A 19674-nucleotide genomic window follows, 5' to 3' on the forward strand; every position below is an offset into this window, starting at 1 on the left:
CAATTCTATACTAGGTAGAACCAAAAGGCTCTTTTTCCAAAGCGATATGGCGAAGCAGGAGGCCGGTGTGGCTCAGCACAACAAAGTTCGTAAAGCAGTATTTCCCGTGGCCGGGTTGGGGACGCGATTCCTCCCGGCGACAAAGGCTGTTCCGAAGGAAATGTTGACCGTCGTCGACAAGCCAATCATTCAATATGTCGTCGATGAGGCGATCGAAGCCGGGATCGAACATCTGGTTTTCGTCACCGGGCGTAACAAGCACGTCATCGAAGATTATTTCGACATTCATTTCGAGCTTGAGCAGACGCTCAAGGAGCGCGCCAAGAAGGCGGAAATTACTCTCCTGCAGCAGCAATTGCCGAAGGCCGGCACGGTGAGCTTCACCCGCCAGCAGGAGCCGCTCGGCCTCGGTCATGCGGTCTGGTGCGCCCGCGAAATCGTCGGCGACGAACCTTTCGCACTGCTGCTTCCCGACATGATCATGAAGGGCGACAAGGGCTGCATGAAGGGAATGATCGACCTCTACGGGCAGAGCGGCGGCAATATCATCGCCGTCGAGGAATGCGCACCCGACCAGGCACATAAATACGGCATCGTCGGCGTCGGCGAAGCGATCGGCGAGGGCTTCCGAATCACCGGCATGGTGGAAAAACCCGCCAAGGGAACGGCGCCTTCCAACTTCTTCATCAACGGCCGCTACATCCTGCAGCCGGAGATTTTCCGGATCCTCGAAACCCAGGAGCGCGGCGCCGGCAATGAGATCCAGCTGACCGACGGCATGCTGAAGCTGCTGAAGGAACAGGATTTTGCCGGTTACCACTTCCGCGGCACGACCTACGACTGCGGCGCCAAGGATGGCTTCATCCTGGCAAATGTCGCCTACGCCCTCGAACGCGCCGATATCCGCCCGACCGTCGAAGGCGGCTTCAAGGAATTGCTGGCCGGCCTGAGGTAAGGTTCTCATCAGCGCAGACATGACAGGGCGCCGCGCATCCGGACCGGATGTGCGGCGTTTAAGCATGTCGCGCAAAAGTGTGCGCGGTTTTGCGGCAACGACATGCGTGAAAGAAAGAGCTAAAGCGCAAGCAGCGAATCTGAAAGATCGCGATGCGCTTTAGCGTTTCAGCTTGAGGCCGAGGCCTGCGCGCCATTGCTGCGAATCGGATCCTTCCTTGCGCGTCGTCAGTTCGTAGCCGAGCGTGCTGGTCAGGTCGAGATAGCGATTGATGTTCCAGGTGAGGCCGGTCGCCGCGCTATAGACGAGCTCGTCGTTGATGGTGCTGTCGGTGGGATAATCGCGCCAAACCACGCCACCGATCATCGTGCCGACCAGATTGTCGCGCAGCTGATGCGTGACCGTCGTCGTCAGCGCGTGCGAGACGTAACCGCTCTCGCCGGCCGTGGTCGTCGGCTGGATGCTCGTCTGCAGGTCGAGATTGACGTCGGTGCCGCGGATCGGCGACCAGAGCAGGCTCGCATCGAGCGTGGCCGTGTCGATCGACGAGAGCCTGTTATCTTCGAAATCCGCCCTCTCGTAACCAACGCCGACCTCCCCCTTCAGCTTTTCGCCGAGATCGACCTCGACGCCGGCCTTGGCGCCGTAGCTATGGCCCGAACGCTCATAGCCGGCGGAATCGCGCGTCTCGTCATAAAGCGTCCGGCCGATCGTCGCCTCGATGAAGGGGATGAGTGCGGGCGACAGCTCGTAGCCGACGCGGCCGCGCAACGTGCCCGTCGTCTGATTGCGGTCGCTGAGCGCGACGGTCGCGCCGCTGGCCAGCGTGGCGTCGGAATAGATCGAACGGGTCAGCGCCAGCGCCGTCGTGCCGCGCAGGATGCCGAAATCGCGTTGGACGGAGGCCCCGGCCGAAAACTCCTGCACATCGGATTGCTGCGTCGCATTGGCGATCGCGTCGGGATCGTCCGTATCTTCGCGGTAGAAATTATACCCGGCGGTGAGGTGCGTGACCGTATCCCGGGGAAGATCCAGCCTGAGATCGCCGTTGATCTTGAAGGAAGGCTGCTCCTCGCCTTCGCCGCTGATATTCCTCTGCCAGGCGCCTTCCGAGGTGACGCTCAGCTGGTGGCGGCCCCAGTCGGAGGTCAGCGTCGCGGCCGCATCGGTTTCGAGGAAGGCGCGCCGCTGCCTGGTGTTGCCGTCCTTGGTGGTCTCGGTGTTGATGCTCTGGGTGACGCTCGGACGGAGCACGAAAGTGCCGAGCGGAATGCCCGGCGTTTCCGCCGTCGACGCACTTTCGGCAGCCCGGCGGCGCGGCGTTTCGTCGACCGGTGCTTCGCGGGTGTTCAGCCGGCGGATGTCCTCGTCGAGGATGGAGCCGGTGATATCGTCGCCGGATTGCGCATCCGGTATGGCGGGCCTCTGCGAAGCGTCATCCGCGTTCGCGGTCGTGCCGTTCGCCGCGGGAATGGCGCCGTCGTCGCTCTCGTCAGCGGCGGATGCGGCGTTGTAGGTGGAGCGATTGTCCTGAGAGGCCGCGGAGCTGCCGCTTGCCAGCTGTTGTGAGGCGGATTGTGCAAAGGCTACCTGGCCAAGCAGCAGACTGCCGAACGCAGCAAAAGAGACGGCACGGCTCATGGCGCGGAGCGGCGTCACACTGCTCGTCTGATCTGGCTGGCCCATGCAATTCGCGCCTGACATGCTTTCGGTTCTTACCCAAAGGTAAAGCCTCGTGGTTAATCAATCGTTGTCGTCGGCGGGCGCCGTTCACAATTCGGAAAGAGGCCGGGGTGGACTTGGAAAGTGAAAAGGTCTAACGCAAGTCCATGAACAGAAGAGCGATAAAACTGGTCGAAAACGGCGTGCTCGAATCAGCAAAACGCACGATTGAAATCGAAAAACGCGGTCTCGAAGCGCTCGAACAGGCCTTGGACAATGGATTGGCCGGCCCGTTCACCCGCGCGATCGAAGTCATTGGCGATATCTCCGGCCGGGTGATCGTCACCGGCGTCGGCAAGAGTGGCCATATCGGCGCCAAGCTGGCGGCGACCTTTGCGTCGACCGGGACGCCTGCCTTCTTCGTGCATGCGGCCGAAGCCAATCACGGCGATCTCGGCATGATCGCGCGCGACGACGTCGTGCTGGCGATTTCCAAAGGCGGCGAGAGCGCCGAGCTCAAGAGCATTATTTCCTTCACGCGGCGCTTTTCCATTCCGCTGATCGCGCTCACCTGCGGCGAACGCTCCTCGCTTGCGACCGCTGCCGATATCGTGCTTCTGGTGCCGAACGAACAGGAAGCCTGCCCCAATGGGCTGGCGCCGACGACCTCGACGCTGATGCAGCTTGCGCTTGGCGACGCCTTGGCAGTGGCGCTTTTGGAGGCGCGCGGCTTTACCGCCACGGATTTCCACGTCTTCCATCCCGGCGGCAAGCTCGGCGCCAGCCTGACACATGTCGCCGACATCATGCATACCGGCGAGCGGTTGCCGCTCGTTGCCAAGGGCACGCCAATGCCGGAAGCGATCACCGTGCTGTCGCGCAAGCATTTCGGCTGCGTCGGCGTGCTCGACGAGGAGGGACGGCTCTGCGGCATCGTCACCGAAGGCGATATGGCGCGCAACCTGACCCGCAATCTCGCCGAGCTTGCCGTCGACGACATCATGACGAAGACGCCGAAGACGGTGAAGCCGACGATTCTGGCGACCGCTGCTCTCGCGCTGCTCAATCAGCACAGCATCGGCGCGCTGATCGTCGTCGACGATGACAGCCGCCCGGTCGGGCTGGTGCATTTCCATGACCTGCTGCGAATCGGCGTCGCCTGATCAGCATTGTTTGATTAGATGGGTTCGACCGTGAGGTCGCGGCCGTTGCTCGCCACGACCTTGACCTGCGTCCCTACGGGCAGATCGGGCCCCATCACCTGCCACAGCGTATCATCGAGACGGATGCGGCCGCGGCCTTCACGGATCGGCTCGTGCAGCGTCGCGGTACGGCCGACGAGGCTCGCGCCGCGCTGATTGAGGAAGGGCTCGTCGGTGGCGGCATTGCGCAGCATCAGCCGACGGCCGGCAAAGGTCGTGGCAACGGCGAGCAAGGCAAAAAGGATCGCCTGCAGCTCCCAGACCCAGAACGCGCTGTCCCAGAACAGCAGCGACAGCGCACCGACGATCAAGGCGGCGAGGCCGATCCACACCAGGAAGAAGCCGGGCACGATCATTTCCGCGGCGAGCAGAACCAGGCCAACAACCCACCAGCTCCACGGACCGAGTTCGGCGATGATCTTCGCCAGCATGGCTCAGCGCTCCGAATCGGGGTTGAAGGGGTTGGGGGTCGGCGGATTGATCGGCGGCGTCGAGCGGACCGGCGCGGGGCGCGGACGCGGCGGCGCAGGCGGCGGATTGCCGGGGTCGCCGAAGACCTCGCGGGCAATGGCGCCGATACCGCCGAGGGAGCTGAGGATAGACGAGGCTTCCATCGGCATCAGCACGATCTTGGAGTTGGGCGCCGAGCCGACCGAGGCGAGCGCCTCGGTGTATTTCTGCGCGACGAAATAGTTGATCGCCTGGACGTCGCCGGCGGCAATCGCCTCGGAGACCATCCGCGTCGCCTTGGCTTCGGCCTCGGCCAGGCGCTCGCGGGCTTCGGCGTTGCGGAAGGCGGCTTCGCGCTGGCCCTCGGCCTGCAGGATGGCGGATTGCTTGGCGCCCTCGGCTCTCAGAATCTGCGCGTTGCGCGAGCCTTCGGCTTCCAGCACCTGGGCGCGCTTCTCGCGCTCGGCCTTCATCTGGCGGGCCATGGCGTCGACGAGGTCGCGCGGCGGCTGGATATCCTTGATTTCGACGCGGGTGACCTTGATGCCCCAGGGCTGCACGGCCTCGTCGACGACGCGCAGCAGCCGGTCGTTGATCGCATCGCGGTTGGAAAGCAGTTCGTCGAGATCCATCGAGCCCATGACCGAGCGGATGTTGGTCATGGTGAGATTGAGGATGGCGTTTTCGAGGTTGGCAACCTGATAGGCGGACTGAGCCGCGTTCAACACCTGATAAAAGGCGACGGCATCGGCCGAAACCGAGGCGTTATCCTTGGTGATCACCTCCTGGGTCGGCACGTTCAGCACCTGCTCCATCACGTTCAACCGAGCGCCGACGCGCTCGATGAAGGGGGTGATGAGGTTGAGGCCGGGCTCCAGCGTGCGGGTATAACGGCCAAAGCGCTCGATCGTATAGCGGTAGCCCTGCGGCACCGTCTTGATCCCGGCGAAGAGGACCAGGATGACGAAGATGACCAGCACGATCACGACGATATCGAAACCGCCCAACAGCATGAAAAAACCCTCCCATCGGCGCATGCGCCCACACACTGATGTGGGGTTAGCATGTTCTTTGCGAGGAAGAAATGCCACACGGATGCCACACTTCCACCTTCACGTGAAAAGCAGCTTTCCTCTCGCCAAGATCCGTGGGCTGCCGCCGGTTATCCCTTTTTCTCAGGCCCAGCCCTGCAATTCGCGGCGGACGACCTTTTCCAGCACCTTCATGCCGTCTTCACTGTCGTTGAGGCAGGGAATATGCGCGAACTTCTCGCCGCCATTCTCGTGGAAGGAATGGGCGGCCTGCTCGGCGATTTCTTCGAGCGTTTCCAGACAGTCGGAAACGAAGCCGGGATTGATGACGGCGATGCGCTTGAGGCCGTCGCTGGCGAGTTTCTCCACCGTCTTGTCGGTATAGGGCTGCAGCCATTCCTCCGGCCCGAAGCGGGACTGGAAGGTCACCATGAAGTTTTCCTGGGTGAGGCCCAGGCGCTCGCGCAGCAGCCGGCCGGTCTTCTGGCACTGACAGTAATAGGGATCACCCTGCTTGAAATAGGACATCGGAATGCCGTGGAACGAGGCGATCAGCATCTCCGGCTTCCAGTCGAGTGTCGAAAGATGCCGTTCGACGGATTGGGCGAGCGCCTCGATATAGGTCTCGTCGTCGTGATAATCGGGCACGGTACGCAGCGCTGGCTGCCAGCGCATCGAGAGCAGTTTCTGGAACGCCTTGTCGTTGACGGTGGCAGTCGTCGCAGCCGCATATTGCGGATAAAGCGGGAAGAGCACGATACGGTCGCAGCCCTCCTGCTTCAGCGCGTCGATGCGCGAGGCGATCGACGGCGTGCCATAGCGCATCGCCCAGTCGACCTTGACGTTATCGAGATCCTTCAGCCGCCCGGCCATCAGTTCCGACTGATTGCGCGTATAGGTACGGAGAAAACTTTCGTTCCTCTCCTTGTTCCAGATCAGCTCGTAGGCTTTGCCGACCTTCTGCGGGCGCCTGTTGAGCACGATGCCGAACAGGATCGGATACCACTTCCAGCGCGACCATTCGATGACGCGGCGATCGGTCAGGAACTCCCTGAGATAGCGGCGCATCGAGATGTAGTCGGTTCCGTCGGGCGTGCCGAGATTGACCAGCAGGACGCCGATCTTGCCTGACTTGACGGCCGGATGATCCGCCGGACGGAGTGAAATATCTGCTGTCATTCTGGCCCCAACACTCGTTGTCTCGTTGGCTCATACGCAGCCTTGAGATCATGGTTCACCCTATAGAAAGAAAAGCCGGCCCGGGAAACCCCGGGCCGGCCGATGGCGTCGAGACAAATCGTCTTACTTGGCGGGAACCTGGATCTCCTTGCCGACCATCAGGTGACGCGGGTCCGGCTTGCCGTTGGCTTCCGAAAGCTTCCGCCACAGCGTGCCGTCGCCATAGAAGGTCACGGCGAGATCCCAGAAGGTGTCGCCCGCGGCGATCACATGGGTCGAGGGCGTCATTGCCGCAGGCGCGGAGGCTGCCGGCGCCGGCGTCGGTTCCGGGGCGGGCGCGGGTGCGGCCGGTGCGGCCGGAGCAGGCTCGGTGGCCGGAGCGGGTGCTGCCGGCGCTGCAGGAGCAGGGGCGGGCTCGGCGGTTGGTGCCGGCGCTGCCGGAGCCGCAGGGGCGGGGGCAGGTTGGGTGGTTGGTGCCGGCGCCTGCGCCACCGTCGCGCCGATTTCCGTCACGCGGCCATCGGTATAGGGCTTGTAAGGCGAATGCGCAGCCAGATACTCGGCGGTTACGTCGGCGAGATCCGGGCCGTAATCATAGGCATTCTTGCCTTCCTTGAAGATCGAATAGCCGTCGCCGCCGGCCCGCATGAAGTTGTTGGTGGCGAGCTTGTAGGTCTTGGCCTGGTCGATCGGAGCGAAACTGTCGCCGTCCTTCACCTGGACATCGCTGACGCGGCTGCCGACAGGCTTGGACTGGTCGAACGAGAATTTCAGGCCGGCGACCTGCGGAAAGCGGCCGGCGCCCTGATCGATCTGGCTGACGCCGTTTTCGAGCGCCTTGACGACGTCTGCGCCGGTGGCCTCGAAAGTGGCGAGCGTGTTCTGGAAGGGCAGCACGGTGATGACCTCGCCCTGGGTGACATCGCCGCCGTCGATCGAAGCACGCAGGCCGCCGCCGTTCTGAACGGCGATGGTGACGCCCTGGTTCTTTGTGCGGTCAAGCATGGCGTCGGCCACCAGATTGCCCATCGAGCATTCCTTGACGCGGCAGACTTTGCGATCGCCCTCGATCGGAGCTTCGGAGGCGCCGATCACCTTCTTGCGCAATTCCTCGATCGGCTTTGCGAGTTCGGCGACGCGGGTGACGACGGCCGGATCGGGCGTGAAGGACGAGTCGATCAAGATCGGGTCGCCCTTGGCATCCTTGACGATGCCGCTATCGTCGAAGTTGACGACGATATCACCGAGATATTTGCTGTAGGAGGCCGCCTGGACGACCGGCACCTTGTAGCCGCCGGGATTGTCGACCATCGTCGGATATGGGCCTTCAGCCTTCGGATCGGTGTTGGACAGCAGGCTGTGGGAATGGCCGCCGACGACGACATCGACATCCGGAATCTTGGCGATGACGGCGAGGTCGCGGGGATAACCGACATGGGTGAGCGCAATGATCTTGTTGACGCCCTGGCCCTTCAGCTCCTGAACCGCTGAAGTGATGGACTGGACGTCATCGGCGATGGTGACGTTCGGGCCGGGAGAGGACAATTCGGGCGTATCATTGGTGACGGCGCCGACGATGCCGATCTTCTGGCCGCCGACATCGAGCACCAGCGACGGCTTGACGCGGTCGCCGAGCTTGGAGGCAGCCGTCGCCTTGACGTTCGCCGTCACGACGGGGAATTGCACCTTGTCGAGGAAGGTCGCGAGACCATCCTCGCTGTCGTCGAATTCATGGTTGCCGACGGTCATGGCGTCGAACTTCATCAGGTTCAGGAATTCGGCTTCGGCCGCGCCCTTGTAGGTGGTGTAGAACAGCGAGCCCTGGAAATTGTCGCCGGCATTCAGCAGAAGGACATTCTTGCCCGATAGCGCCTGGCGGCGCTGGTCGATCGCGGTCTTCAGGCGGGCGGCACCGCCGAAGCATTCCTTCTTGCCTTCCTCCTCGGCCGAGCAGGTGGAATCGAACTTGTTGATCGATTCGATGCGGGAATGGAAATCGTTGATATGAAGAATATTAAGTTCGTAATCCGCAAAGGCGGCGCCCGCGCTCAGCGCCAGCATGGACGCGGTCAAAAGACCGAAGCTGAAAGACTTCGTCATCCCTGTTCTCCTGATTGAGGCGAAAGATCCCCCTCGCCGATCCCTTCCATAGTCCGCCGGGGCGGTACCCGGCATGCCGATGTTCCATGACACGGCATATGACTGCAAGGGAAAGCTGGGCCAGACGGCATTCTTTCCAAGAGGGGCGGGACAAAAAAGCCGACTGCTACCCCCGGCATTCGCCGCCGGCGTCGTTTCGGTGCAGTTCGTGCACAGCCTCGGCAATATTCGGAACCGCAGAGAGCGCTATGATCAGGCAGAGTGGGGAAAGGAGGCGATGAAAGCGCCGCCCGGCGCGATAGACAAGGAGCGCGCCGACGCCATAGATCAGCACGACCGGCAGGGCGAAGATCAACACCTGCAGCGGTCCGTCGCAATCGGGAGCATCGATGCCCTGGGCACGATAGACGTTGGCCGGCAAAACGACGGCCAACGCGGCAAGCGGCATTGCGAGCAGCAGGATCAGGTAACCGGCGACGGCCCGCATGGTGCTTTCGGCCTATCGCCTCACTTTCAGCCGCGGCGGGAAAGGGTGAACTGGGCGCCGGAATCCGAGGTGCAATTGAGCTGGCTCGGATTGACGAGGGCGCAATTGACCTTGGATTGGGTCTTGCGCACCAGCGAGGTCATATTGATCTCCACCAGCGTCGGCGAGGTATTGATGTAGGTGCCCGAGGCGAGAAGCTGGTTGCTGTCGGTGGTGCGGGTCGTGAAAGTCCCGCCCTGGAAGGTGGAAACGATGCCGTTCGGATCGCTCCAATTGCCTTCGACGCCGGTGGCGGGGGGCGTGGCCGCAATCGGCATGGGGCGCGGCTCCGATGAAACGCAGGCGGCAAGAGCGGCCGCGGCACCGACAAGAACGAGACCAGTTCTGATTTTCATAAGGCTTCTCCCGGCGATTCGGCGTGGCGGTCACCCGCCAAGTTCGGGCAAAACATGGCGGGTGACCGCCATGATGGCAAGGCTTGGCGCGGCGGGGGCGCCATTTATACAGCCAGCGTTACAAAAATGCCCGCCTTGCGGCGGGCATCATCGAGCGTGTGCGAGCACTCTCAGCGAACGAGAATGTTGCGGAACTGCCACGGATCCTTGGTGTCGATGTCCTCTGGGAAGAGGCCCGGACGGCCGTCGAGCGGGGTCCAGTCGGTGTAATGACCTTCGACCGGGCCGAGATAGGGCATCTGCACTTCGAGGCAGCGCTTGTAGTCGATCTCGTCGGCTTCGACGATGCCGGCCGTCGGGTGTTCCAGCGCCCAGACCATGCCGGCGAGAACGGCTGATGTGACCTGCAGGCCGGTGGCGTTCTGGTAGGGCGCGATGCGGCGGGTTTCTTCGAGCGACAGTCGTGAGCCATACCAGTAGGCGTTCTTCTCATGGCCGTAGAGCAGGACGCCGAGTTCGTCGATGCCGTCCTCCAATTCGTCCTCGTCGAGAACGTGATGGACCGGCTGCGACGTACCACCATTGCCGAACATCTCGTGCAGGGAGAGCACGGCGTCATTGGCCGGATGGTAGGCGTAGTGGCAGGTCGGGCGGAAGGTCACTTCGCCGTCCTTGTCGCGGACCGTGAAATAATCGGCGATCGAGATCGACTCGTTATGGGTGACGAGGAAGCCATATTGCGGACCGGGCGTCGGGCACCAGGTGCGCACGCGGGTGTTGGCGCCCGGCTGCTCCAGGTAGATCGCCGCCTTGTTGCCCTTCTTGTGCTTCTTGGCGTTCTTCGGCATCCATTCTTCATGCGTGCCCCAGCCGAGTTCGGCCGGCTGCATGCCTTCGGAGATGAAGCCTTCGACGGACCAGGTGTTCCAGAAGACGTTGAGCGGCTTCGGATGCTTGGTGCGCTGGGTGTCGCGCTCGGCAATGTGGATGCCCTTGACGCCGAGCTTCTTCATCAGCTTGGCCCAGCCTTCGCGATCGTGCTGGTCCGGCTCCTCGAACTTGACGCCGATGTCATTGGCGAGGTTGACCAGCGCCTGCTTGACGAACCAGGAGACCATGCCGGGATTGGCGCCGCAGGTGGAGACGGCGGTGGCGCCGCCCGGGTTCTTCGCCTTTTCCTTGCGCACGGTTTCGCGCAGCGCGTAGTTGGTGCGGTCGGCGTTGCTCATGCTCTTGTCGAAATAGAAGCCGAGCCAGGGCTCGACGACCGTATCGATATAGAGAACGTCGAGCTTGCGGCAGAGCTTGATGATGTCGAGCGAGGAGGTGTCGACCGAGAGGTTGACGCAGAAGCCCTGGCCTTCACCTTCCGTCAGGAGCGGTTTCAGCAGCTCCTTGTAATTGTCCTTGGTGACAAATTCCTTGATGTGGCGGACGCCGTGCTTCTTCAGAATCTCCATGTCGGAGGGTTCTTCACGCGGGTCGATGACGACCATCCGGCTCTTGTCGAATTTGAAGTGGCGCTCGATCAGCGGCAGGGTGCCGCGGCCGATGGAGCCAAAGCCGATCATCACGATCGGACCGGTAATTTCGGCATATACCGGATGGTTCTTTTCCGTCATTCTTTTCTCCTGTGGAAGGGGACGAAGGCGATCAGCCTGAAGAATTCTTTTGAAATTGCCGCAGAAATTGCGAGGTGACCGGCTCTAACCACAAAACGGCGTCACAATAAAGAGCGTTGAGGGGGAAAGGTCAAATATCGGGCGGGCGGGCCGGCAAGGGGCGACGGGAACTCCGCCCCGCTCCGTAAAATCAGCGTTTCAGGATTTCCAACCCTTCGGCCGTCGTCGTCACGGCGAGCTCGGTAATGTCGTATGCGGCAACACCATGGATGGTGAAGGGATCGGCGGCGACATAGGCCTCGATAGCGGCGCGGTCGCCGATGGCGAGGACTACGCCGCCGGTGCGCGGTATCTTGCGGCCGGAGGCGAGGAACCAGCCCTTGGCATAACCCTCTTTCACCCAGGCCATGTGCGGCTCCATGTACCTGTCGGCTTCGTCATTGGACTTGAGATAGGTGAGGGAGAGAATGAACATGGTCAGCTCCTGACAAGATTGGCGCGGATCAGGCCGCGCAGCGAGTTGCCGATATAAAGCGTGCCGGCATCGAGATCGGCAAGTGTGAGGCGGCCGACACGCGCCTTGCGCGCGCAAATGAGCTCGGTGCGCAGCACGCCCGCAAGCAGGCCGCAGGAGATCGGCGGAGTGCGCAGTGTGCCGGTCCCGTCATCCAGGAAGACGGAGGTGATGGTGCCCTCGCAGACCTCGCCGCGCTCGTTCAGCAGGATGACTTCATCGGCCTCATCGGGCGCATATTCGGCGCGCGCCGTCTCGTAGACGGCGCGGCGCGTGGTCTTGTGGCGCAGCAGCCTGTCGGTGGAATCGAGGCGGGTCTCGGCGATGCGCACCGTCCAGGCCGTCTCCGGCGCCAGCGGCACGAAAGCCGCGCTCGTTACCTCGATGCGGCCCTGCGCGTCGAAGGTCAGGCGGATGCGCAGCGGACCGGCAGCGCCTGCAACGGCGCCCTCGAGCTTGGCGGCCGCCTCGATCGGCTGTGGGAAGCCGAGGCGACGGGCGGAGCGGGAAAGCCGGGCGAGATGCAGCCGCAGGCGGATGAAGCCGTCGCCGGGCTGCCAGCGCAGCGTCTCGATCAGCGAAAAGTCGGTCATCGCGCGATCCATTGGTCGCCGACGGCGAAGCGGGCCTTGAGCAGGCACTCCTCGTATTCGGCCTCGGCGGTCGAATCGAAGACGATGCCGCCGCCGACATTGAAGACGGCCCTGCCGCGTTCAAAAAGCGTGATGGTGCGGATCGCGACGGAGAAACGCATGGCGCCGCTGGGCGAGATCATGCCGATCGCGCCGCAATAGGCATCGCGGGGAGCATCTTCGAGCGCGTGGAGGATTTCCATCGCCCGCATCTTTGGCGCCCCGGTGATCGAGCCGCAGGGAAAAAGGGCGGTGAAGATGTCGCGGATCGAAAGGCCGGGGCGCAGCCTCGCCTGCACATGGCTGACCATCTGGTGGACGGTCGGATAGGTCTCGACATCGAAGAGCTTCGGGACATCGAGCGTGCCGACCTCGGTGATGCGGGAGATGTCGTTGCGCAGCAGATCGACGATCATGCGGTTTTCGGCCTGCGTCTTGATATCGTTGCGCATGGCCTCGATGATTTCGGCATCCTCGGCGGCGGTGGCGCCGCGTTTGGCCGTGCCTTTCATCGGATGGGTCTCGATCCAGCCTTGCTCATCGGTACGGAAGAACAGTTCGGGCGAGCGCGACAGGATGACGGGGCCGCCGAGATCGACCAGCGCGCCATATTTGACCGGCTGGCGTTCGATCAGCGACCAGAAGGCGGCGCGAGGATCGCCATTCCAGCGGACCTCGACCGGCATGGTGAGGTTCGCCTGGTAGGCGTCGCCGAGCCTGAGATGCTCGTGAAGCCGGTCGAAGCGCTCTTTATATATAGGGAAATCCCAGGCGGCTTTCGGTTCGGTGAGGAATTCCTCGTTTTCGAGACGCTGTTTGGGCTGGGCAAGCGGATGTGTGTCCGGTTGCGGCGCGTCGAAGACGCCGAAACAGAGGAGCGGCGTCTTGCGATTTTCGCCGACGAAGGAAGCAAGTTTTTCCTCGAAGAGATACCCGGCCTCGTAGGCCATGTAACCGGCAAGCCATTTGCCTTCGGCCTTTGCTTCTTCCATGCGGGTGAGGCCGCTGAAGAATTCGGCGGGCGTTCGCGCGGCGATGATCTCTACAGGTTCGGCGAACAGCATCACCTGGCCTGATGTGTCGTCGCGGAAGAGAATATAGGGTTGATCGGCCACGCAACGCTTTCGGTTTGTTTTGCTCCCCATTGCTCAGATGCGATCGGGAGCCTCAAATATTTTCTCTCTTCTCCCCTCGGGGAGAAGATGCCCGAAGGGCAGATGAGGGGGTGGAGCGAAGCGACGTCCTCAGCGTCTGCGAAGGAGAGGTCCTGCCGTGTCGCCCCCTCATCCGCCTGCCGGCACCTTCTCCCCGAGGGGAGAAGGGACTCGCTCTCTTACGCCCTATCCAAAGCCTCCAACTCATCGATCAGCCCTTCGATCATCGACAGGCCCTGGCTCCAGAACGACGGATCGGTGGCGTCGAGGCCGAAAGGCTTCAGCAATTCGGAATGGTGCTTGGTGCCGCCGGCCTTCAGCAGTTCGAAATACTTCTCCTGGAAGCCCTTCTCGGCCTTCCGGTAGACGGCATAGAGCGAATTCACCAGGCAATCGCCGAAAGCATAGGCGTAGACATAGAAGGGCGAGTGGATGAAGTGGGGGATATAGGCCCAATAGGTCTCGTAGCCCTCGGAAATGCTGATCGCCGGCCCGAGGCTTTCGGACTGGACGGAGAGCCAGAGTTCGCCGATGTCGTCGGCGGTGAGTTCACCTGATTTGCGGGCGGTGTGCAGCTGGCGTTCGAACTCGTAGAAGGCGATCTGGCGCACGACCGTGTTGATCATGTCCTCGACCTTCTGGGCGAGCATCGCTTTGCGCTCGCGTTTGTCGGTGGTCTTTTCGAGAAGCGTGCGAAAGGTCAGCATCTCGCCGAAGACGGAGGCGGTTTCGGCAAGCGTCAGCGGCGTCTGGCACATCAGCGCCCCTTGCGCGCCGGCCAGAACCTGGTGCACGCCGTGGCCGAGTTCGTGGGCAAGCGTCATCACGTCGCGCGGCTTGCCCATATAGTTGACGAGCACATAGGGATGGGCAGAGGGAACCGTCGGATGGGCAAAGGCGCCGGGCGCCTTGCCGGGGCGAACCGGGGCATCGATCCATTGTTCGTCGAAGAAGCGCCTGGCGATATCGGCCATCTCGGGGGCGAAATTGCCATAGGCCGACAGCACCGTGTCCTTTGCCTCCGACCAGGAGATTACGGCGCTGGAGGTTTCCGGAAGCGGCGCGTTGCGGTCCCAGAAGTTCATCTGCTCCATGCCGAGCCATTTCGCCTTCATCTTGTAATAGCGGTGCGAAAGGCGGGGATAGGCTTCCCGGACGGCGGCGGCGAGCGCATCGACGACCTCGCGCTCGACACGGTTTGCGAGGTGCCTGGAGTCGGCAATGTCCTCGAAGCCACGCCAGCGGTCGGAGATATCCTTGTCCTTGGCAAGCGTGTTGGTGATCAGCGTGAAGATGCGGATATTGGCCTTGAAGGTTTCGGCGAGCGCCATGGCCGCCTTGCGGCGCACGTCCGGATCCTTTTCCTGCAACATGTTCAAGGCCACTTCGAGCGGCACCTTCTCGCCATCGATCTCGTAGCGGAGTTCCGCCATCGTTTCGTCGAACAGGCGATTGAAGGCGGAGGCCGATGTCATCGACTTTTCGAGGAAGAGCTGCTCCAGCCTGTCGTCGAGCTGATAGGGCTTGTCTTTCCTGAGGTCGATGAGCCAGGGGCGATAATGGCCGGCATCGGGGTCGTTGGCGATGCAGGCGTCGATGACCGCGTCGTCGATGCGGTTCAGTTCCAGCGCGAAGAACAGGAGATGGCCCGAGAATTCGGTGATCTTGGCCTGCACGTCGCCGTAGAGCTTGCCGTTGGTCGGGTTTGTCGTGTCGGAGAAATAGGTGAGGCCGGCAAAGGAGCCGAGGCGGCCCATGATGTCGTCAAGCGCCTCATATTCCTTCAGCGCCGCGCCGATGCCCTCGGTGCCGGTTTTCGTCGCGGCGTCGGCGAGTTTGCCCTTCCACCTTTCCTCGAAGGCGATCGCGGCCTTGCCGGCCTTTTCCATGTCGGCGACGAAGGCGGTTGACGTGGCGGAGGGATAGAGATCCTGCAGCTTCCAGACCGGCAGATCACCGAGCGCCGGATCGGCGGGCCCAGCCGGCGCTGCAGGCGACAAGCGAAGGCTGGCGTGCGGGAGCTTGATTTTCATGGACGCAATTCCTCTCCACTTTAAAACAGGTCTGTTTGAATAAGCGTGAGAAGGCCCCGCATCAAGGGCCTTTCGCCCCATCAAAGGCCTCGCTTCGGCACGAAAATCGGTCGTTGCAATCGTTAAAATGCAATTATTTCTCAAAACTGGATGTTCAAGCCTTTCTGTCAGAGTGCCCTCCATGGTTTCGCATGAAGTGAGGCGACAATGACCGGTTACAATGAGCTCAAGGGAGCAGGGCAAATCCTCGTGGTCGAAGACGACCCGGTGCAGCGCCGCCTGCTCAAGAACGCAATCGAGCGTCACGGCCATGTCGTGCACCAGGCGGAAAACGGCCGGATCGGCCTGGAAATGGTCAAGCGCGACAGCGGCCTTTTCAACGTCATCGTGCTCGACCTGATGATGCCCGAGATGACCGGTCTCGAATTCCTCGACGCGCTTCACGAATTCGGCACGCAGATCCCCGTGATCGTGCAGACAGGCCAGGGCGGCATCGAAACCGTGGTGCAGGCGATGCGCGCCGGCGCCTTCGATTTCGTCGTCAAGCCGGTCTCGCCCGAACGCATCGCCACGTCGATCTCGAATGCGATGAAGCTCGACCAGCGCGAGGTGAAGGCGCGCGCCGGACGCCGGTCGCGCTCAGGCTCCGTCGGTTTCGACGACATCGTTTCGGCCAGCCCGGCAATGCTCCGCGTCATCGATCTTGCCCAGCGGGCGGCGCAATCCAACATTCCCGTCGTGCTCGAAGGCGAATCCGGTGTCGGCAAGGAGCTGGTGGCGCGCGCCATCCAGTCCGGCGGCGAACGCTCGAACAAGCCGTTCGTCACCGTCAATTGCGGGGCGATCCCGCACAATCTCGTCGAGAGCATCCTTTTCGGCCATGAAAAGGGCGCTTTCACCGGCGCGACCGAACGTCACATCGGCAAATTCATGGAAGCCGACGGCGGCACCATCTTCCTCGACGAAATCGGCGACCTGCCGCTCGAAGTACAGGTGAAGCTGCTGCGCGCCGTGCAGCAGGGCGAGATTGAGACCGTCGGTGCGCGCACCGCCCACAAGGTCAATGTCCGACTGATCTCGGCGACCAACAAGGATCTGATCGAGGAGGTCAAGAACGGCCATTTCCGCGAGGACCTCTACTATCGCCTCAACGTCTTCCCGATCACCATTCCGGCGCTGCGCAAACGCAAGGAAGATATTCCCCACCTGGTGCGCGTCTTTGCCGACCGCTTCTCCAGCGAGCAGAAGAACGGCCGCCGCATGACGGTGAATTCGGGCGCGCTGGCGCTTTTGACCGCCTATGACTGGCCGGGCAATATCCGCCAGCTCGAAAACGCGATCTTCCGCGCGGTCGTTCTGGCCGAGGGGCCGGAGCTGACCGAGGCGGACTTCCCGCAGATCGCCGCCCAGCTTCCGGAATATGAAGTGGTGGATCACCTGGCGCTCGTGGCCGACAATACCGGCCTCGACCCGGACGAGGCATATAGCGAGGACTACCGGGTTGCGACGCACGGGGAGGTTCACCACCACCACCGCCTGTCCGAGACCTCCGAAAATGCAATCGCCAGCGTCAACCCCTCAGGCGACGTGCGCAAGCTTGCCGATGTCGAGGAGGAACTCATCCGATTCGCGCTTAAATTCTATCGCGGACAGATGAGTCAAGTGGCACGCAAGCTTGGCATCGGGCGGTCCACACTTTATCGCAAGCTCAAAGATTACGGCATAGATCCCGATAATCCCCAGAAAGATGCGGCCTAAGCCCGCATTTGTTAAGACTCGGGCAACCACGATTTGTTACTGTTCATAAACCACTTGTTAGTGGCTCGTTCACTATGTAAAGAAAAGGTTGATCATGTGTGGCATTTTTGCCATCGTGTGACCGCATTTGACAGTCATCTGGGACAGTACGGGACATTGTCTGTCTGACGGGGATCGAGTTGCCGAATCTGAATGGGAATTCCAAGCCTTCGCGCTTGAGCTGGCGTTCTTTGTGCGCCGACATCTGCGGAAAGGCAGTGAGGACGGCGGCGGCCGCCCTTCTTGCGCTTGCGGTTTCCTCGCCGGTATTCGTCAGTACGCCTTCTCAGGCCGCGGGCGACACCCGCAGCCTCAAGCTCTATTTCATCCATACCGGCGAAAAAGCCGTCATTACCTACAAGCGTAACGGCAAGTTCGACCCCAAGGGTCTGGAGCAGCTGAACCGCTTCCTGCGCGACTGGCGCAAGAACCAGCCGACGAAGATGGATCCGCGCCTGTTCGACCTGATCTGGGAAGTCTATCGCCAGAGCGGTTCACGGGACTATATCAACGTCGTCTGCGGTTTCCGCTCGCCGGCGACCAACGAGATGCTGCGCGGCCGCTCGCGCAAATCCGGCGTTGCCGAAAAGAGCCAGCACATGCTCGGCAAGGCGATGGACTTCTTCATTCCCGACGTCAAGCTGGCGACGATTCGCGCCATCGGCATGAAGATGCAGGTCGGCGGCGTCGGCTTCTATCCGAAGTCCGGTTCGCCCTTCGTGCACATGGATGTCGGCGGTGTTCGCGCCTGGCCGCGCATGAGCCGCGACGAGCTTGTCCGGCTTTTCCCGAACGGCAATACCATCCATATTCCGGCCGACGGCAAGCCGCTGCCGGGCTACCAGCAGGCGATGGCCGACTACAAGCGCCGCGGCAACAGCACGCAGATCGAGATCGCCAGCGCTTCCGAATCGGCACCGAAGCACAAGACGCTGTTTGAGGCGCTCTTCGGCGGCGGCGCCGACGAGCAGGAAGACGATTCCGACGATTCGGCCCCGGTCGCCGTCGCCAAGGCGACGCCGCCGAAGGCCGAGCCTGCCCCTGCCGAGCCGCAGCAGACCGAGGTCGCCGATGTGAACGCGCCGGTGCCGCAGGTTCGTCCGGCATTCAGCAACCAGCCGGCCGGCAGCGAAGTGGCAAGCGCGCTGGTCGCGCCGCCTTCGGGTAATGCTGCGCAGCAGGCTCTGGCCGCCGCGCTCCCGGCCGATCAGGCCCAGCCGCAGCAATTCGCCGATCTCAGCGCCTACAGCATCCCGGTTCCCTCGCTTCTTGGCCAGCGCCGCGCGCCCGGCGATGCCGAAGTCGCGTCGACCGATCCTGCCATGCTGAGCGGAATGCCGGTTCCGACGCCGGTCGAACGTCCGGCCCTTGCCGAGAAGCTTCTCGCTGCCGCCAATGCCGATCCGGAAGCAGAGGCCGACGAGGCCGATCAGGACGGCGGACTGTCTCCTGCCCTTGCCGATGCGCTCGACCAGCAGAACAAGGGTGACGAAAACCTGGTCGCCGCGCATGCGCCCGAGATGACGGTGGAGCAGGCGATCAACGCGGCGATGCCGCAACAGGCGCCTGCCCAGAAACCGTCGCTTCAGCTCGCCGCATTGGCGCCAGCAACGAAGTCGGCAAGCTTCGGCGACGCCTTCGACGAACCGGCAGCCGAAAACGCCGTGGTGCCGGCTCTTCCCACCAAGGGTGGCCGCCCGACACAGAAGCAAGCCGCCGCCGCCGACGCCAGCCGCGCGACGGTGCGGACCGAGCCGAAGCTGACGCAGAAGATGATTTCGCAGTGGGCGCTGACCAATGCCCGTCTCGAAATGGCCTCCAAGCAGGTCAAGGCGCCGCGCTTCGTCAGCCAGACGATGCGCGCCCAGCCGACCGCCGTCTATGCCGAAGGCTTCAACGTCAAGACCGCTTCGGTCGACCCGGCCCGCTTCAGCGGCACGGCCGTCAACTTCATGGAGGTGCGCAAGTTCAATACGAACTGAGCGTGCCGATCATCGGAATATCGAAAAACCGCTGGAGCGATCCGGCGGTTTTTCTTTTGGTCGTTTCGATCGGACCGTGAATGTTCGGCCCGGCGCGTTCTCCGCAAAAGAAAAGCCGCCGGATCGCTCCAGCGGCTTGTCGACATCGGTAATGCCAGTCGGATCAGCCTTCCGGCGGGGACTCGATCATGCCGAGCGCGTGCAGATAGGTGTCGAGGATCGCTTCCTCTTCCATGCGCTCCTGCTCGTCCTTCTTGCGCAGCGCCACGACCTTCTTCAGGATCTTGGTGTCGAAGCCCATTCCCTTGGCTTCGCCGTAGACGTCCTTGATGTCGTCGGCGATGGTCTTCTTTTCTTCTTCCAGCCGTTCAATGCGCTCGATGAAAGCGCGAAGCTGGTCGCGGGCGACGCCATGAGCATCAGACATCGTGTTCTCCTGATTGGATGATCATTTTGGATGCCCGTGACTGCCGCGAAGC

The 19674-nt window shown here is 62.3% G+C and carries 17 protein-coding genes; 4 read left to right on the forward strand and 13 right to left on the reverse strand.

What is annotated here, in order from left to right; all coding sequences use genetic code 11:
* Window positions 1–67 precede the first annotated feature (67 nt).
* The gene (galU, locus tag CO671_RS00925) at window positions 68–955 is read left to right on the forward strand and encodes a UTP--glucose-1-phosphate uridylyltransferase GalU (protein ID WP_097604079.1); all 888 of its coding nucleotides are present in this window, start codon (window positions 68–70) and stop codon (window positions 953–955) included.
* Between the two features lie 159 nt (window positions 956–1114).
* On the opposite strand, the gene CO671_RS00930 is transcribed toward galU, so the two are convergent.
* On the reverse strand, window positions 1115–2641 hold the full coding sequence (locus CO671_RS00930) for an outer membrane beta-barrel protein (protein WP_097603954.1): 1527 nt from the start codon (window positions 2639–2641) through the stop codon (window positions 1115–1117).
* Between the two features lie 143 nt (window positions 2642–2784).
* Between CO671_RS00930 and CO671_RS00935 the strand changes: the two genes are divergently transcribed.
* Window positions 2785–3780: a KpsF/GutQ family sugar-phosphate isomerase gene (locus CO671_RS00935; protein ID WP_097603955.1), complete on the forward strand. Its 996-nt coding sequence runs from the start codon at window positions 2785–2787 to the stop codon at window positions 3778–3780.
* Between the two features lie 14 nt (window positions 3781–3794).
* Here CO671_RS00935 and CO671_RS00940 read toward each other — a convergent pair whose 3' ends face one another.
* The 11 genes from CO671_RS00940 to CO671_RS00990 all read right to left on the reverse strand — a co-directional run bounded on the left by CO671_RS00940 (window position 3795) and on the right by CO671_RS00990 (window position 15416).
* Window positions 3795–4250: an NfeD family protein gene (locus tag CO671_RS00940; protein WP_010033200.1), complete on the reverse strand. Its 456-nt coding sequence runs from the start codon at window positions 4248–4250 to the stop codon at window positions 3795–3797.
* 3 nt (window positions 4251–4253) lie between these two features.
* Window positions 4254–5282, reverse strand: coding sequence for an SPFH domain-containing protein (locus CO671_RS00945; protein ID WP_097603956.1), 1029 nt, complete (start codon window positions 5280–5282; stop codon window positions 4254–4256).
* A 162-nt stretch (window positions 5283–5444) separates the two neighbouring features.
* Window positions 5445–6479, reverse strand: a complete 1035-nt coding sequence (gene hemH / locus CO671_RS00950) for a ferrochelatase (RefSeq protein WP_010033190.1) — start codon at window positions 6477–6479, stop codon at window positions 5445–5447.
* A 123-nt stretch (window positions 6480–6602) separates the two neighbouring features.
* Window positions 6603–8579, reverse strand: coding sequence for a bifunctional metallophosphatase/5'-nucleotidase (locus CO671_RS00955; RefSeq protein WP_097603957.1), 1977 nt, complete (start codon window positions 8577–8579; stop codon window positions 6603–6605).
* A 166-nt stretch (window positions 8580–8745) separates the two neighbouring features.
* Window positions 8746–9066 carry a hypothetical protein gene (locus CO671_RS00960; RefSeq protein ID WP_097603958.1) on the reverse strand — a complete coding sequence of 107 codons (321 nt, stop codon included), beginning with the start codon at window positions 9064–9066 and terminating at the stop codon, window positions 8746–8748.
* Window positions 9067–9092: 26 nt separating this feature from the next.
* On the reverse strand, window positions 9093–9461 hold the full coding sequence (omp10, locus tag CO671_RS00965; RefSeq protein WP_097603959.1) for an outer membrane lipoprotein Omp10: 369 nt from the start codon (window positions 9459–9461) through the stop codon (window positions 9093–9095).
* Between the two features lie 170 nt (window positions 9462–9631).
* Window positions 9632–11083 carry a homospermidine synthase gene (locus CO671_RS00970; RefSeq protein WP_097603960.1) on the reverse strand — a complete coding sequence of 484 codons (1452 nt, stop codon included), beginning with the start codon at window positions 11081–11083 and terminating at the stop codon, window positions 9632–9634.
* A 190-nt stretch (window positions 11084–11273) separates the two neighbouring features.
* Entirely contained in the window at window positions 11274–11558 is a 285-nt protein-coding gene (locus CO671_RS00975) for a YciI family protein (RefSeq protein WP_097603961.1), read from the reverse strand.
* A gap of 2 nt (window positions 11559–11560) precedes the next feature.
* On the reverse strand, window positions 11561–12190 hold the full coding sequence (locus tag CO671_RS00980) for an aminotransferase class IV family protein (protein WP_097604080.1): 630 nt from the start codon (window positions 12188–12190) through the stop codon (window positions 11561–11563).
* A complete protein-coding gene (locus tag CO671_RS00985; RefSeq protein WP_245424935.1) occupies window positions 12187–13293 on the reverse strand; it encodes an aminodeoxychorismate synthase component I in 1107 nt (368 codons plus the stop codon). The genes CO671_RS00980 and CO671_RS00985 overlap by 4 nt, the downstream gene beginning before the upstream one ends.
* A gap of 269 nt (window positions 13294–13562) precedes the next feature.
* Entirely contained in the window at window positions 13563–15416 is a 1854-nt protein-coding gene (locus CO671_RS00990) for a M3 family oligoendopeptidase (protein ID WP_097603963.1), read from the reverse strand.
* 207 nt (window positions 15417–15623) lie between these two features.
* On the opposite strand from CO671_RS00990, the gene CO671_RS00995 reads away from it, so the two are divergent.
* Window positions 15624–17174: a sigma-54 dependent transcriptional regulator gene (locus tag CO671_RS00995; RefSeq protein ID WP_097603964.1), complete on the forward strand. Its 1551-nt coding sequence runs from the start codon at window positions 15624–15626 to the stop codon at window positions 17172–17174.
* Between the two features lie 179 nt (window positions 17175–17353).
* Window positions 17354–19195, forward strand: coding sequence for a DUF882 domain-containing protein (locus CO671_RS01000; protein WP_097603965.1), 1842 nt, complete (start codon window positions 17354–17356; stop codon window positions 19193–19195).
* Window positions 19196–19358: 163 nt separating this feature from the next.
* Here the strand turns inward: CO671_RS01000 and CO671_RS01005 are convergent, their stop codons facing one another.
* Window positions 19359–19622, reverse strand: a complete 264-nt coding sequence (locus CO671_RS01005; RefSeq protein WP_003585771.1) for a DUF2312 domain-containing protein — start codon at window positions 19620–19622, stop codon at window positions 19359–19361.
* Window positions 19623–19674: the final 52 nt, after the last annotated feature.

The organism is Rhizobium sp. M10 (assembly GCF_002531955.1).
In the GTDB taxonomy this organism is placed as follows: domain Bacteria; phylum Pseudomonadota; class Alphaproteobacteria; order Rhizobiales; family Rhizobiaceae; genus Rhizobium; species Rhizobium etli_C.